We start from the raw sequence: 15,001 nt of genomic DNA, 5'->3' as shown, positions 1-15,001 counted from the left end.
TAGATACCTGGCAGAAGGGGGAGGACGCCTGGGCACTGCCCTTTTTCTTGGCTCGGTATAAATCATCTGATGAATTAACTGGTTTAGATCTTAGACCTGAGATAATATGCGTACGTGATAAATGGTTGTGGGACTCTTTATTCGTGCCTGTTGGTCTGCCAGACACCAACGTCAAAGAACTAATTATAAAAACGTGAGTGTGTCGTGTCTGGCTCTCAGTATGAAAATATCCGCGTCCTTTTGGCCGAGCCGTCTTCGTCTTTTCGCAATGAATTGAGAGACTTATTAGCTGCGCGTGGGTTTAAAAACATCTTTGCCACGGGGAACTTGTCGGGCGTTATGCAGGCGGTGAAGGGCAACGAGGTCGATCTGTTGATCGGCGACACGAAGATGCCCGAAGGGGACCTGTCTGAGCTCATCCATCAAGTGCGTCACGGTGAAATTGGGCATAATCCTTTTATTGTTACGATCACTTTATTGAGTGAGACCAAAGCCGATGTGGTGCGGCGCGTGATCGATTCCGGTACCGATCACGTGATCGCCAAGCCGTTCAACAATACCGAAATTGTCGAACATATCGAAACCTTGACTCATTCTCGTAAGGATTTTGTGGTGACAACCGATTATATCGGTCCAAATCGCCGCGCCAAGCCGCGTCCCGGCACGCAGGACATCCCACAATTTGCTGTCCCCAATCCCTTGCGTTCCCGCATGACGGGGCAAATTTCTGATGCCAGTTTTCAACGCTCTGTCGAAGCGTCCATGGCCGTTCTCAATGAGCAAAAGGTGGTGCGCCACGCCTACCAGATCGGCTGGTTGATGAACCAAATTGCGGGAGATTCTCTAGATGGCGTGCCCGATTTGAACGACGAAAGCGTCGTCGCGCATGTGGAACGGTTACGCTCGGTCACCTCTGACATCGCACAGCGCATCCAAAAGACGCGCTACGCCCATGTGGCCAGCATGTGCATGACGTTGCTGAATATGTCTGAAGACATCATGAAAAAGAACTTCAGCGCGGGGGATGTCCAAATGATCAGCAAGTTGACCTCCGTCATCCAGTCAGCGTTTGACGAAAACCACACGGACATGGATAGACATCGCAAAAGACTGGCGGAAGAACCGCAAGCCGAATTCGATCCCTCTGCCGATCCGGACTGGCGGGTGATGCCGACCAAATCGTAAATCCAGCGCGTTGCTCTGGCACAGCCTTTGCTTTTTAGACCTGTAAACTTGGGATAGCCGAATTTTGGGCTTGCAGATTGCAATTTTGTTGCAAATTGCAGTGCATTTTGCATACAGATGTAGTCGGCTGTCGCGGGAGACGACAGAAAGAAAGTGCTAAAGAGGGAATGTGAGATGCAAGAGGGATACGACTTACGCAATATCCGCGTTTTGGTTGTTGAAAAACAGTTATTTATGTGGCGTCTGTTGGGGGATGTGCTTAATCAATTGGGCGTGACCCGTGTGGTGAAGGTTTCGTCTATCGATCAGGCTTTTGCCGTATTCAACCAAAACCAAGTGGATTTGATTTTTCTCGATTGGGCGCCGGATATGGATGCCCTGGGCTTTTTGGCACAGGTGCGCGACACCAAAACCAGCCGCGATCCGTTCGTGCCGGTGATTGTCGTTACGGCCTATTCGGAATGCATGCATGTCTGCAAAGCGCGGGATGCGGGCATGACGCAATACCTCGCCAAACCGATTTCGGCGCGCAGGCTTTATGGTCGGATCAAATCCATTGTTGAGCGCAACCGCGACTTTGTGTTCACGGACAATTTCTTTGGCCCCGACAGGCGGCGCAAACGCATGGCCCCGGATGGAAGTGCTCGCCGAAATTTCACACCGGACGTAACAGACCACAACGCTGCCCAAAAGGCCGTTCCGGACTATGGCGGGTTTGGCGATTTGTTGACGGCGCGTTCAGCTTGCTGGCGCAGGCGCTGGGTAAATGTTTGCAGCAACAAGCCGATGACTTGATCGGAGTTGGCCAAGCGTTTTTGAAACTCTTCTTTGGTGATCACCATGACTTCGGTTTTGTCCAACGATATGGCGCTGGCGGCGCGTGGCGCGTCGTCGATCAAGGCCATCTCACCGATGATGTTGCCCTTTTTTAAGTTGGCAATGGTGGAAGGGCGGTCTTGATCGTCCATCTTGGTGATCTTGACCTCGCCGGACCTGATCAGATAAGCAAGCTCGCCGGCTTCACCTTCTTTGAAGATCGTATCTCCGACCATATATGTTTTGATTTTCATGTTTCGTCAGCTGTTTTGCTTTGCCAGGGGATGATTGGCAATATCATATACGCTTGCACAGAGGCTTGACCAGCCCGCAGCTGCGAACCCATTACCTGCCACTGGCGTATTGTTGGTAATTTTCTACCCATTCTTCGGCTGTTCCTGCACCACCAGCCGTGTTGTAGTGGGCTTTCCAGTACTGCCCCAGTGCCTTTAAGTCATTGGGGTCCGATGGCATAGCGGTGGGTTGGCGCCAATAGACCATGCGTGCCATGGCGACCGAATAAGCGAGATTCCACGGCAGCTGGCTTGCGCGGTGATCGCTGCCCACAGAAAAACCCAACATCATATCGGCGGCCTCTTGTCTGTAGTCGAGATAGTTGGTCCAGACATCGTCATGGGTGGCAGGTTCGATCTGCATCACGCCTAAGGCCGGCCCCGTGCCCAGCTGTTTCAGATAGGTCAAATGGCTTTCTTGTATCGCCGTGCCAACCAGCAGGTTTTGTGCGGCGGCGGTGTCCATGGACGGTTGCCACGCGGCCATTTGCTTCAATACGGGTTGGACGACAACGGTTCGAAATTGTGCGACGTCAATCATATCGTATGCCTCCATTGGACAACTATGGGTCAGTTAACTGACGGATGCTACACGCGAATTGTGAAAACCGAAAGGCATGTGAATATTAGAAATAGGTTGTGAAAGACCTTGAACCCTTCTAACTTGTTGATGGGTTCAGATGTTGCATGTTCGATAATCGAATAAGGCTGCGTGAATGTCACCTGAACCTCTTTCCCTAGACATTGCCTGGGTTCTGATCGCCAGTTTTCTGGTCGCTGTTATGCAAGCGGGTTTTACCTGTTTGGAAAGCGGCTTCGTGCGCTCGAAAAACTCCATCAACGTGGCGATCAAGAACTTGGTGGACTTTTGCATCTCGAGCCTGCTGTTCGCGTTGGTTGGCTATCAGTTGATGTTTGGCGAAAGCTGGGGCGGCATCATCGGCTTGCCGCATCCTTCAACCTATGAACAACTCAGCCCGCAAGAAGTCTCGTTCTTTATCTTTCAACTGATGTTCTGCGGCACGGCAGCGACGATCATTTCCGGCGCGGTGGCGGAACGTCTGCGCTTTATCGGCTACATCATCATCACGCTCGTTTCGGCAGGTGTGATCTATCCCATCGTTGGGCACTGGATCTGGAACACCAATGCCCTGGGTGAGATGACCGGCTGGCTGGGTCAGTTGGGCTTTGTGGATTTTGCCGGGTCAACCGTGGTGCACGCGGTGGGCGGCTGGATCTCCTTGGCTGCGGTCATGATCCTCGGCCCCCGCATTGGCCGTTTTGGCCCCGGTGGGCACACCATCCATGGACAAAACCTGCCCATGGCGGTGTTGGGTGTGTTTTTGCTGTGGTTCGGTTTCTTTGGTTTTAACGGTGGTTCGACCTTGGCGTTCAATACCTTGGTGCCGCTGATTGTTGCCAATACGGCCTTGTCGGGGGCGGCAGGCGGCATGGTGGGCTTGTTGGTCAGCTGGAAGCTGCGCGGACATCCGTCCGTGGACGCCATCATCAATGGCACGATCTCCGGTCTGGTCGCCATTTGTGCCAGCGCCAATGTCGTGGGTGAGGGTGCCTCCGTCGTCATTGGCCTTGTTGCAGGCGGGTTGGCGATTGCCACCATTCATGCCTTGGAAAAGATCGGCATTGACGATGTGATCGGCGCGGTGCCGTCGCACTTGGTGGCGGGCATCTGGGGCACGCTCGCGGTTGCCTTGTTTGCGGATTTGAATGCGTTGGGTGTGAGCAGCCGACTGGACCTGTTGGGTGTGCAGCTGCTGGGCACGTTTGCGGTGGGCCTTTTTGCCTTTCCCCTCAGCTTTGTGATTTTTTTCGCCATCAACCGCTTTGTGCCTTTGCGGGTCAGCTCTGAAGATGAGCGCATTGGCCTCAACATTGCCGAGCACGCGGCCACGACCTCTTTGTTGGATTTGGTGACGCAGATGGACTGGCAAGCGCGCACAGGCGACTTTTCCAAAGAGATCGAAGTCGAAAACGAAACCGAAGCCCATCAGATCGCAACGTTTTACAATGCCGTGCTTGAGAAATTCCAGCTGGAAACCGGGCGGCGTCAAGAAGCGTTGGAGCGTCTGACGGAACTGGCCACCACGGACGGCTTGACCGGCCTTCCCAATCGCCGGGTGTATTTCGATCTTTTGCGACGCGCCATTGCCTCGAGCTCTCGAAACCACCGCCAGGGTGCGGTGATGTATATGGACTTGGACGGCTTTAAAAAGGTCAATGACACGTTGGGCCACGACGCGGGTGACGAGCTGTTGAAGCAGGTTGCCCTGCGTCTAACCGAGGCCGTGCGGGAATCCGACATGGTCGCGCGCCTGGGCGGGGATGAGTTCGCCCTGTTGGTGAGCGAGGTCGAAACCTTGGACGGAATCGAGCACATGGCTGAAAAACTCATCGATGCCCTGTCCGAACCGTTCGATTTGAAGCACGGAACGGCCAACATCGGGGTGTCGGTGGGCATTGCCGTGTTCGGGGGCTCAAAAAGTGAGCGCGAAGACGTGGAAACGGTCATCAAACGCTCCGACAATGCCATGTATGACGCCAAGCTATCGGGCAAGGGAACATGGCGCATGAGCGAGCCGGAATGGGTGAAAAACCAATCGGATCAATCCCCTGCCTTGGACGGTGATCCGGTCCTTCAGGGTGCTTGAACCGGGCCAAAAATCTCGTTTGTCCGATTTTGTGGCTTATGGCCTTCACAGCAACATACCGAAAGACGTCCCCCTTGCGCCTTTCGAAGTGTTTCCCATTTGCAACAGCTTTTGAATATTATATTGCGAATATAAGAAAAACGTGTTGACGGTGTGAAATTCTTTGTTAAGGATTTTTTACGACAATAATGAAGTTCTATGTCACTGATCCACCGTTTGGGTCGTCATGGCATTTCAAACACTGTTGAAGCGACCTAAATGGCAGAATAAGGGGAACAGGGATGCTCCATCCCATCGCAAGCCAAGTTTATCTTGTGCAACTTTACAACAAGGCCGTACGCGCCTTGGTGAAAGAAAACCAAAGTCACACGTTCTTTGACGATCACTGGGCCGATACGTCAACGCATGACGTCGTCGCTCAAAGCGAAGACGAAGCGCGGACCAAGATCGCCAAACGTTATCCGCCGGAAGACGGATTTGTGATCGAACAGGTTATGGCGCCGAGCCACTAACCGTTCAGCCGTTTCGCCTCATGTGGTGAAACGTGTTGCACATGCTATTGCATTGTCTGTTCCCATTAACGGACCGAAAAAACGCATGCCAAGATTAAAACGCCAAAGCGAACACGCTTTGGCGTTTTTTCTTTATCAAGTGGGGCAAAGGGGGCCGAAGGGGGAGGGGGAGCGTTATTCTTCGTCGGCACCGCCGGCGTAGAATTCCCAGGCCTTTGTCCCGGTCAAAACGACGCCGTCAAAGCCCAGGGCCATGATGCCGTAAAGGTATGAATCCGTATTGCCGGATATGACGGCCTGCCATCCCGGATCCCAGAACATGGCATGGTACATATCCGGGTCCGTGCGCAGATTGGGCCCAACGAAGTCCGGTGGATTTGTCAGCCATTCGGGTTGCCAGTAATAGTGATAGGTCGCGGCGTGGGCGATGTCCATTTCCGCCAAGACCAGGCGGCGTGCGCCCAGTTTTTTGTATTTCAGACCTTCGACTTGGCGTTTGGTCAGGGGTTGGCGCCCGTGAAAAACACTGGTGACGACCACGTCATAGTTCGTGCCTGCCAAAGCCTGAACATAATCATCGGCCGTGCCAAAGCCCTGGGAATGGGCAACGTATATGAAGTTCTTGGCCTGATTGATGCGGTCCAACGACGTCGGGTTGGCATTGAAGGCATAGCGCGGGTGGGTCGGGATGCGTCCAAGCAACGGACCTTTTGCCACAAAGGGCGTGAAACGGCGTGCCTGGCTTGCGTTATAGAACGTATCAATCTTTTGGGCGTTGGTGGCGTATTCGACGTTCATGACGCCGACCCCCATGATGGTGGCGACCTCAGTGTCTTCAATGGTGCGCGCGCGCGCCAACGTGATTTCAGGATCTTCTTTGAAGTTTTCGTCCGTGGGCGGTTCGGGCTCGATGAATTTGATCAAGTCGTGTTGCAATACACCGTCGATGGAGCGGATATACGCTTGGGCTGGAAACAGCTGGGTGGTGTCTTGTGGGTCCGGTTTGGACATCAGGCTTAAACCGTCTTCCACCACAATGGCGAAGTCGCGCTTAAGCGAGCGTGCATAGGTGCCGATGTTTTGAATCCACAACCGCATTTCTTCAGGATGGTCGATGATGTCGGCATTCGGGTCGCCAAAATCTTGGGCGTATGAAGGCAAAGCCATGGTCCATGCAACACCCACCGCGACGCCTGCAGACAACAGTCCACGGCGGCTCAGTTTTAGGGCGTGATTTCCAAGACCTTTCATACGCATAGCCTTTATGTACCCGATTCCGATTCCAAATGGTATGCCATCATAGTTAAGCAATCATTGTGCGCCGAATATGGCGTTCCCATATCTGATTTATGGCGAATTTTCGTGCCCCTCTCCGTGTTCTGTTGTGGACTGGACTGGTCCTGGGTGGATTGGTGTTGGGACCGCCTGCTTGGGTGAGTACTGCGTTCGCTAAAGACGTACTGCGGTCTTGGGTGGCGGAATGGCCCGACACGGACTTTTCCAAGTCTTCGGTGGACTTCGGCTCAATCCGTTCCGGCGGACCTGCCAAAGACGGCATCCCCGCCATCGACAAGCCCCAGTTCACCCACATCGACAGCGTGAAAACCATCCCTGCGACCGAACCGGTGATCACGTTGACCCTCAAGGGCAAGACCAAGGTCTATCCGCTGCGCATTTTGACATGGCATGAAATCGTCAATGACGTGCATCAAGGTGTGCCTGTGGCCGTGACCTATTGTCCGCTGTGCAACGCGGGCATCGTGTTCGATGCGCGTTTAGGGGACGGCGTGTTGACGTTCGGCACCACGGGCAAGCTGCGCAATTCCGACTTGGTGATGTACGACCGCCAAACCGAAAGCTGGTGGCAACAGTTTTCCGGGGAAGCCATCGTCGGCGATTTGCACGGCCAAGTGCTGAACATGTTGCCGTCGCGCATGGAAGCGTTCGGCCTCGTCAAAGCGCGTGCGCCCGATGCTCAGGTGTTAACGGCTGAGACGTTTTCCAAGCCCTACGGGTCCAATCCGTATGTGGGCTACGACACCGCTGTGCGTCCATTTTTATACGCCGGTGAATTGCCCGACGACGTGGAGCCCATGATGCGGGTCGTGGTGGTGGACGGCAAAGCTTGGAGCTTGCCTTACCTGCAGCAGCGCGGCGAGGTCACGGACGGCAATTTGGTATTGAGTTGGAAGCCGGGCCAAAACTCGGCTTTGGACAGCCGCTTCATTTACAAAGGCCGCGATGTCGGCAATGTGGTGGTTGAAGAACGGACCGATTCGGGTCTCAAGGACAAACTTCACCACGTCACCTTCGCCTTTGTGTTCCACGCTTTCCACCCGGACGGCTTGCTTATCAAGGACTAAGCTTTCTTGTCTTCTCTTGTTCATCGACCCGGCTTATGGTCGGGGCATGAGCACACACGTTATCGTCATCGGCAATGAAAAGGGCGGCAGTGGCAAGTCCACCACCGTTATGCATCTGAGCGTCAGCCTGATGCGGCTGGGCAAGCGCGTCACCGTGGTGGACTTAGACGCCCGCCAAGGCACCATTTCGCGCTATTTCGAAAACCGTACCCACTACGCCGAACGCGCCGGGCTTGACCTGCCCATGCCCGAACTGCTGACCCTGCGCCCCGAAGACGGCGGCGGCGATGCGGAGGGGATCGAGGCCTTGTTGGGCGGCGTGTTCGAAGACGCAGGCGATACCGCCGACGTCATCATCGCCGACACGCCGGGGTCCGACACGGATATGTCGCGTCTGGCCCATTCGTTCGCGGACACGCTGATCACGCCCATGAACGACAGTTTTATCGACTTGGACGTCTTGGCGAAGATCAATTCTGCCGATATGACCATCAAAAGCCCCAGCCATTATGCAGAGCTCGTCTGGCAACAGCGCATGCTGCGCGCCAAACGTGGGCAAAAGGCTGCGGATTGGATCGTCATGCGCAACCGCATGGGCCACACGGATTCCAAAAATAAGCGTGAGATCGAGCGGCTGGTGACGGAACTGTCCAAACGCGTCGGGTTTCGCACCGTTCCGGGCTTTTCCGAACGCGTGATCTTTCGCGAGCTGTTTCATCAGGGCTTGACCTTGATGGACGTCGCCGAAGTCGAAGGCGAGAGCGCGCTGTCCATGTCCCACATCGCCGCGCGCCAAGAGGTCCGCGCACTGGTGGAAGCCATAAACCTTCCCTAATCACTCATTCGTGACTACCTTAATGGCATGTCGAACGAAGACGATCATTTGCCGGCCAACCGCTCCAGCGCATCCACTGTTGATGCGTTCTTGAACGCGGCTGGCAAAGCGCCTGCACCGTTCCAAAATGCGAAAGGCGGGGGCGGGCGGTTGCTGTTCGCCATGGACGCCACGGCATCGCGTGAACCCAGCTGGGACATGGCGGCGCGCATTCAAAACAACATGTTCGACGCCACCCAAGGCATCGGCGGACTTCAAGTCCAGCTGGCGTTTTTTCGCGGCTTTGAAGAGTTTCGGGTATCCAAGTGGCTGTCCGACGCTTCTGAAATCCATCGGTTGATGAGCTCCGTCTATTGCCTGGCCGGGCGGACCCAAATTGACAAAGTGTTCAAGCATGCCCGTAACGAAGCTGGGCGTGCGGGCGTGCGCGCCGTCATCTATGTGGGCGACAGTTTCGAAGAAAACGTGGACGCGGTGGGCCAAGTGGCGGGAGAGCTCGGCATCTTAGGCGTTCCGGCGTTTGTGTTTCACGAAGGCCATGACCCAACCGCAGCGCGGGCGTTCAAACAGTTCGCCAAACTCAGCGGCGGCGCCTATGTGCAGTTCGACGCAGCCAGTCCCGATATTTTGAAAAAGCTGTTGTCCGCCGTGGCCGTGTTTGCGGCGGGCGGGCGCTCGGCGTTGGACGACTATGCCCAAATTCAAGGCGGGGATGTCTTGGCGATCACCAACCAGATGAAGGGCGGCACATGATCAATCTGTTTATCCTCGGCATTGCGGTCTTGATCGCTTTTTTGCTGTTGTCGCGCTGGTACGTGTCGGCCAATCCGAAAACCTTGAAAAAGGGGCTGATGTGGATTGGTCTAACGGTGTTGGTGGTGCTGGTGGTGTGGCTGGCGCTGTCGGGCAAGCTGTGGGCGGCGGTGGGCGCGCTTCCGGTGGTGTTTATGTGGTTCATGCGCATGTTCACAGGCCTGCGCTACGCCCAAATGTTTGCTCGCATGTTTGGTTTGGGTGGCGGTGGCAAAGGCTGGCACACGCCGGGCAGTTCTGAAACGGGGGATGGGCAAGGCTCCACCGTGCGCACGGCCTTTGTGGAGGTGCATCTCGATCACGCGTCGGGCCATATGTCTGGGCTGGTGCTGGCCGGTTCGTTTCAAGGTCGGAGCTTGGACAGTCTCAGCCAGGACGAAGCCTTGCGCCTCTACGCCGAAGCCGCTTCTGACGCCGACAGCGTGCGCGTCATAGAAAGCTTCTTAGACCGCCGCTTTCCCGACTGGCGCAACCACACACAGCATCAATCCCAACACACCGCGCCCCCCGGCAATATGGACCGGGCGGAGGCTTTGAAAGTTCTAGGATTGCAAGAGGGCGCGTCAGAGGCGGACATCAAAGCCGCGCATCGCCGTTTGATGGCCAATGTCCACCCCGACAAAGGCGGCAGCGACTATCTGGCCCAACAAATCAACTGGGCGAAAGATGTGTTGCTGGATTAAGCGATACGCTTGTGGCACATAAGTTCTATGAGCTTTGACGAAATCCTCTTTTACGCCCTGTTTGGGGGCGCGCTGTTGGCGGTTTCTGCGTTATTGACGTGGGTGCTGATGAAGCGCGTGCGGATTATCGACAATCCCAATGAGCGTTCGTCCCACACGCGCCCCACCCCGCGGTCCGGCGGCATCGCCATTGTGGCGACATTTTTTATCGGGCTTATCGCGATGGCGGTGATGAAGGACGCCCCGGTGTTGTCCGCGCCCTATTTCTGGGCGTTTTGCGCATCGGCTTTTGCCATTGCAGCCCTGTCCATTTTTGACGACCTGCAGGGGCTGAGCTTTAAGGCCAAGCTCGCCGTGCAAACCCTGTGTGCAGGCGGGGTCATGTTTATGGGCGTGACGGCCGATCAGGTGTATTTGCCCGGTATTGGCCTGTGGGAGCTGGGCTGGCTGGCCTATCCCATCACTTTGGTGTGGATCATTGGGCTCACCAATGCCTTTAACTTCATGGACGGCATTGACGGCATCGCCGGGGGCACGGCCATGGTGGCGTCGGGCTTTTTCGCTTATATTATGATGGCGGGTGGCAGTGTGTATCTGCATCACATCGTCTGGGTTGTGCTGTGGTCTTGCGCGGGCTTTTTGCTGTGGAACTGGCAGCCTGCAAAAATCTTCATGGGCGACAGCGGCAGCCAGTTTTTGGGCTTCATTTTGGCGGTTTTTGCGGTTTTGGCGGGGCAGTTCGACCCATCGCACGTGCCCTATGTGGTGATGCCGTTGCTGTTTTTTCATTACATGTGGGACACGGTTTACACCTTCGTTCGGCGCCTGCGGGCCGGGGAGAATGTGACCCAGGCGCACCGCTCTCACCTGTATCAATTGATGAACCAATTGGGGCTGAGCCATGCTCAGGTCACATCTCTCTACTTAACCATTGGCGTATTGCAAGGCTTGGCGGCTTTGGTTCTGGTGAGGCTGCAGCCACAATGGCAGCTGCTGGTCTTTGTTCCGTTCATCATCATTCAACTGATTTTAACCCGCGTTGTGATCGCACGGGCGCGGGCTCAAGGGTTGGTTGCGTAAACATTTGGGCTATGGCACAACTGCCGTGCAATCCAAAGGGGGACAAATGACGACACCCATCAGTAAAGTGGTTTTCCCGGTGGCCGGGCTGGGCACGCGCTTTTTGCCGGCAACAAAGGCCGTTCCCAAAGAAATGCTGCCGGTTGCCGATCAGCCGTTGATCCAATATGCCGTTCAAGAAGCCCGAGAAGCCGGGATTGAAGAGTTCATCTTCGTCACCAATCCGGTGAACGAACGCATCTTAAAATCCCACTTCATGGCCAATGAAGAGCTGGAAGCCACCTTGTCGGAGCGTGGCAAGACGAACGAGCTGAAAATCGTCTCGGAAACCACGTTGGGTGAGGGAAACATCAAGTTTTGCTATCAAGACCAACCCTTAGGTCTGGGCCATGCCGTCTGGTGTGCGCGTGAGTTTGTCGGGGATGAACCCTTTGCCGTTATCCTGCCCGACGATTTGATCCAAGCCAAACCGGGCTGTTTGAAACAAATGGTAGACGCTCACCGTGAGCTTGGCGGCAACGTGGTCGCGGTCGAAGATGTCCCGCGCGAACTGACCAGCCGCTACGGCATTTTGGACGTTGATCAAGACAATGGCCGCACCGCTTCGGCCAAGGGTTTGGTGGAAAAGCCGGACCCCGAAGACGCGCCGTCAACCCTATCAATCATTGGGCGCTATATCCTCGATGGTCAAGTTTTCAGTCACTTAGACAAAAAAATGACCGGGGCAGGGGGAGAGATACAACTCACAGACGCCATTTCAGCCACCATCGGCGATGTGGCGTTTCATGGATTGCGTTTTGACGGACAGCGCTTTGATTGCGGCTCCATGAACGGGTTTGTGCAGGCCAATGTGGCTTTCGGTCTCGTGCGGTCCTCTCATCCCGACGATTTGCGAGCCGTTCTAAAAGAACAAATCCAAGCATAAAATCGGCTGTTTTCCTTGCAAGGCCGGGGGGCATCGCCTAAAAACCACCTTGCTTTTGTGAAATGGGTGATTCTTCACCCCTCACCAGACTTTGATTAGGAAGTGATCTATGCGTGTTGCGATGATCGGTACGGGCTACGTTGGCTTGGTTTCGGGGGCGTGTTTCTCCGAATTCGGTGTCGATGTGGTGTGCGTGGACAAGGACCAGAAGAAAATCGATATGCTCGAAGACGGCGTGATGCCGATCTACGAACCGGGCTTGGACGATTTGGTCGAAACGAACGTGAAAGCCGGGCGCTTGACCTTTACGACGGAACTGTCCGACGCGGTCAAAGGTGCGGATGCGGTGTTTATCGCCGTGGGAACACCGACGCGCCGTGGCGGTGGTCATGCTGATCTTAGTTATGTCTACGCAGCAGCCAAAGAAATCGCTGAAAATATGAACGGCTACACCGTGGTCGTGACCAAGTCTACGGTTCCGGTCGGCACGGGTGATGAGGTTGAAAAGATCATCCGCGAAGCTCGCCCGGACGCAGACTTCGATGTGGTTTCCAATCCCGAGTTCTTGCGTGAAGGTTCCGCCATTGCCGACTTCACCCACCCCGATCGTGTGGTCATCGGCACCGAAGCCGATCGCGCCCAAGAAGTGATGCGTACGCTTTATCGTCCGCTTTCTTTGATTGAGGCACCGATCCTGTTTACCTCGCGCACCTCGTCCGAACTGATCAAGTATGCGGCCAATACCTTCTTGGCGACCAAGATCACGTTTATCAACGAAGTCGCTGATTTGTGCGAAAAAGTCGGTGCCGACGTGCACCACGTTGCCAAAGGCATTGGCCTGGACGGGCGCATCGGCAAGAAGTTCTTGCACGCCGGTCCCGGCTACGGCGGTTCGTGCTTCCCCAAAGACACTCTGGCTTTGGTGCACACGGCCCAAGACGTCGGCTCCCCCCTGCGCATCGTCGAAGCCGTGGTCGACATCAACGACAAACGCAAAAAAGCCATGGCTGAGCGTGTTATTGAAGCGTGCGGCGGCTCGGTCGACGGCAAAACCATTGCCGTTTTGGGTGTGACGTTCAAACCCAATACCGACGACATGCGCGACGCGCCGAGCTTGGACATCATTCCCATGTTGCAAGACGGAGGTGCCACGGTTCGGGCCTTTGATCCCGAAGGCATGGAAGAAGCCAAGCCTTTGCTGGACGGTGTGGCGTGGTGCGACGATGCCTACGCGACCATGGACAATGCCGATGTGTTGGTGATCATCACGGAATGGAACGCTTTTCGCAGCTTGGATATGGATCGTGTCAAATCCTTGTTGAAAGCGCCAGTGCTGGTCGACTTGCGCAATATCTACGAGCCCCAAGAAATGATCGAGGCTGGCTTTCAGTATTCCTGCATCGGCCGCCCCGACAAATAAGAGAGGGTCCTTATGCCCCATTCCGACGCGCGCACTTTGGATGCGGAAATCCTGCGTGAATATGACATTCGCGGGATCACCACCGACAACTTCAAAGCCGAAGACGTGTTTGTCATTGGTCGTGCCTTTGGCGCGATCTTACAAGGGCGCGGCGGCAAAAGCGCGGCTGTGGGCTATGACGGACGATTGACCTCACCGGAACTGGAAGCGGCCCTGGTCGAAGGTCTCACCAAAAGCGGGATTAACGTCAAGCGCGTGGGCCGTGGGCCGACGCCCATGTTGTACTACGCAGGCGCGACCCAGAACGTGGACGCCGCGCTGATGATTACAGGCAGCCATAACCCGCCCGAATACAACGGCATTAAAATGACCATCGGCGGCAAGTCGTTCTTTGGTGAAGACATCCAAAAGCTGGGCGAAGTGGCTGCATCCGGTGCGTTTGTGGACGGTGAGGGGCAAGCGGAAGAGATCGACATCTTCGAAGATTACGTCCAACGCATGATGCAAGACTTCCATGGAACCAAAGACATGACGGTTGCCTGGGACCCCGGCAACGGTGCTGCGGGCGAAGTCGTGGCGGAGCTGATCAAACGTCTGCCCGGCACGCATCACATCATCAATGAAGTGATCGACGGCACGTTCCCGGCGCACCACCCGGACCCGACGGTGGAAAAGAATTTGGACCAGCTCAAAGCTTTGGTTGCACAAAACAACTGCGACATCGGTTTTGGATTTGACGGTGATGGGGATCGCATCGGTATGATCGACAGCCAAGGCCGCGTACTTTGGGGCGATCAGATTATGGTCTTGGCCGCGCGCGAAGTGCTGGCGGACGAACCGGGTGCAACCATCATTGCCGACGTGAAAGCCAGCCAAGTCTTCGTGGACGAAATCGAGCGCATGGGCGGCAAGCCGATGATCTACAAAACCGGGCACAGCCATATTAAGGCGAAGATGCATGAAACCGGCGCTCCACTGGCAGGTGAGATGAGCGCGCACATCTTCTTCAAACACAAATATTACGGCTATGACGACGCAGTCTATACGGCCATCCGCATTTTGTCGGTGGTGGCCAGCGCAGATGAGACCTTGGATCAGATGTTTGACAGCCTGCCCAAGATGCTCAACACCCCGGAAATTCGCATCGACTGTTCCGAAGACCGCAAGTTCGTCATCATCGAAGAGGTGCGCGAACGCCTCAAAGGCCAACAGGGCATCTCGGTCAATGAAATCGACGGTGTGCGCGTGACCACGGACGACGGTTGGTGGTTGCTGAGGGCTTCCAACACCCAGGCCGTTTTGGTGGCGCGCTGCGAAAGCGAAACCGCAGACGGCTTGGCGCGCTTGAAAGCACAGCTTGTCGAGCAGATGGAAGCTTCCGACGTCACGCCGCCCGATTTAGGCTAA

15 protein-coding genes are annotated in these 15,001 nt (G+C 55.4%); 12 read left to right on the top strand and 3 right to left on the bottom strand.

Annotated features, from left to right (window positions below; all coding sequences use genetic code 11):
- Window positions 1–204 precede the first annotated feature (204 nt).
- On the top strand, window positions 205–1,185 hold the full coding sequence (locus V5T82_RS04085) for a response regulator (RefSeq protein ID WP_332894324.1): 981 nt from the start codon (window positions 205–207) through the stop codon (window positions 1,183–1,185).
- A 174-nt stretch (window positions 1,186–1,359) separates the two neighbouring features.
- Entirely contained in the window at window positions 1,360–1,980 is a 621-nt protein-coding gene (locus V5T82_RS04080; protein ID WP_332894323.1) for a response regulator, read from the top strand.
- Here V5T82_RS04080 and V5T82_RS04075 read toward each other — a convergent pair.
- Together V5T82_RS04075 and V5T82_RS04070 are read right to left on the bottom strand one after the other, a co-directional pair.
- Complete coding sequence (locus V5T82_RS04075; protein ID WP_332894322.1) at window positions 1,890–2,255, bottom strand: Crp/Fnr family transcriptional regulator; 366 nt, start codon at window positions 2,253–2,255, stop codon at window positions 1,890–1,892. The two genes, V5T82_RS04080 and V5T82_RS04075, sit on opposite strands and share 91 nt — an antisense overlap.
- A gap of 91 nt (window positions 2,256–2,346) precedes the next feature.
- Window positions 2,347–2,835, bottom strand: coding sequence for a hypothetical protein (locus V5T82_RS04070; RefSeq protein WP_332894321.1), 489 nt, complete (start codon window positions 2,833–2,835; stop codon window positions 2,347–2,349).
- Between the two features lie 175 nt (window positions 2,836–3,010).
- On the opposite strand from V5T82_RS04070, the gene V5T82_RS04065 reads away from it, so the two are divergent.
- Together V5T82_RS04065 and V5T82_RS04060 are read left to right on the top strand one after the other, a co-directional pair.
- Window positions 3,011–4,963, top strand: coding sequence for an ammonium transporter (locus tag V5T82_RS04065; RefSeq protein ID WP_332894320.1), 1,953 nt, complete (start codon window positions 3,011–3,013; stop codon window positions 4,961–4,963).
- Between the two features lie 281 nt (window positions 4,964–5,244).
- Complete coding sequence (locus V5T82_RS04060; protein ID WP_332894319.1) at window positions 5,245–5,475, top strand: hypothetical protein; 231 nt, start codon at window positions 5,245–5,247, stop codon at window positions 5,473–5,475.
- Between the two features lie 174 nt (window positions 5,476–5,649).
- On the opposite strand, the gene V5T82_RS04055 is transcribed toward V5T82_RS04060, so the two are convergent.
- On the bottom strand, window positions 5,650–6,726 hold the full coding sequence (locus V5T82_RS04055; protein ID WP_332894318.1) for a putative glycoside hydrolase: 1,077 nt from the start codon (window positions 6,724–6,726) through the stop codon (window positions 5,650–5,652).
- Window positions 6,727–6,908: 182 nt separating this feature from the next.
- On the opposite strand from V5T82_RS04055, the gene V5T82_RS04050 reads away from it, so the two are divergent.
- The 8 genes from V5T82_RS04050 to pgmG all read left to right on the top strand — a co-directional run bounded on the left by V5T82_RS04050 (window position 6,909) and on the right by pgmG (window position 15,001).
- Entirely contained in the window at window positions 6,909–7,838 is a 930-nt protein-coding gene (locus V5T82_RS04050; protein WP_332894317.1) for a DUF3179 domain-containing protein, read from the top strand.
- 46 nt (window positions 7,839–7,884) lie between these two features.
- Window positions 7,885–8,673, top strand: coding sequence for a division plane positioning ATPase MipZ (locus V5T82_RS04045; RefSeq protein ID WP_332894316.1), 789 nt, complete (start codon window positions 7,885–7,887; stop codon window positions 8,671–8,673).
- Window positions 8,674–8,700: 27 nt separating this feature from the next.
- Window positions 8,701–9,426, top strand: a complete 726-nt coding sequence (locus tag V5T82_RS04040; RefSeq protein WP_332894315.1) for a VWA domain-containing protein — start codon at window positions 8,701–8,703, stop codon at window positions 9,424–9,426.
- Window positions 9,423–10,169: a DnaJ domain-containing protein gene (locus V5T82_RS04035; RefSeq protein WP_332894314.1), complete on the top strand. Its 747-nt coding sequence runs from the start codon at window positions 9,423–9,425 to the stop codon at window positions 10,167–10,169. Before V5T82_RS04040 ends, V5T82_RS04035 begins: the two co-directional genes overlap by 4 nt.
- 27 nt (window positions 10,170–10,196) lie before the next feature.
- Window positions 10,197–11,249, top strand: a complete 1,053-nt coding sequence (locus V5T82_RS04030) for a glycosyltransferase family 4 protein (protein WP_332894313.1) — start codon at window positions 10,197–10,199, stop codon at window positions 11,247–11,249.
- A gap of 46 nt (window positions 11,250–11,295) precedes the next feature.
- Window positions 11,296–12,174 (top strand): UTP--glucose-1-phosphate uridylyltransferase, encoded by an 879-nt coding sequence (locus tag V5T82_RS04025; RefSeq protein ID WP_332894312.1) that lies wholly within the window; start codon window positions 11,296–11,298, stop codon window positions 12,172–12,174.
- Window positions 12,175–12,283: 109 nt separating this feature from the next.
- Window positions 12,284–13,594 carry a UDP-glucose dehydrogenase family protein gene (locus tag V5T82_RS04020; RefSeq protein ID WP_332894311.1) on the top strand — a complete coding sequence of 437 codons (1,311 nt, stop codon included), beginning with the start codon at window positions 12,284–12,286 and terminating at the stop codon, window positions 13,592–13,594.
- Between the two features lie 12 nt (window positions 13,595–13,606).
- A complete protein-coding gene (gene pgmG / locus V5T82_RS04015; protein WP_332894310.1) occupies window positions 13,607–15,001 on the top strand; it encodes a phosphoglucomutase/phosphomannomutase PgmG in 1,395 nt (464 codons plus the stop codon).

The sequence above is a fragment of the Magnetovibrio sp. PR-2 genome (assembly GCF_036689815.1).
GTDB lineage: Bacteria > Pseudomonadota > Alphaproteobacteria > Rhodospirillales > Magnetovibrionaceae > Magnetovibrio.
This window is presented reverse-complemented; position numbering and strand designations above follow the sequence as displayed.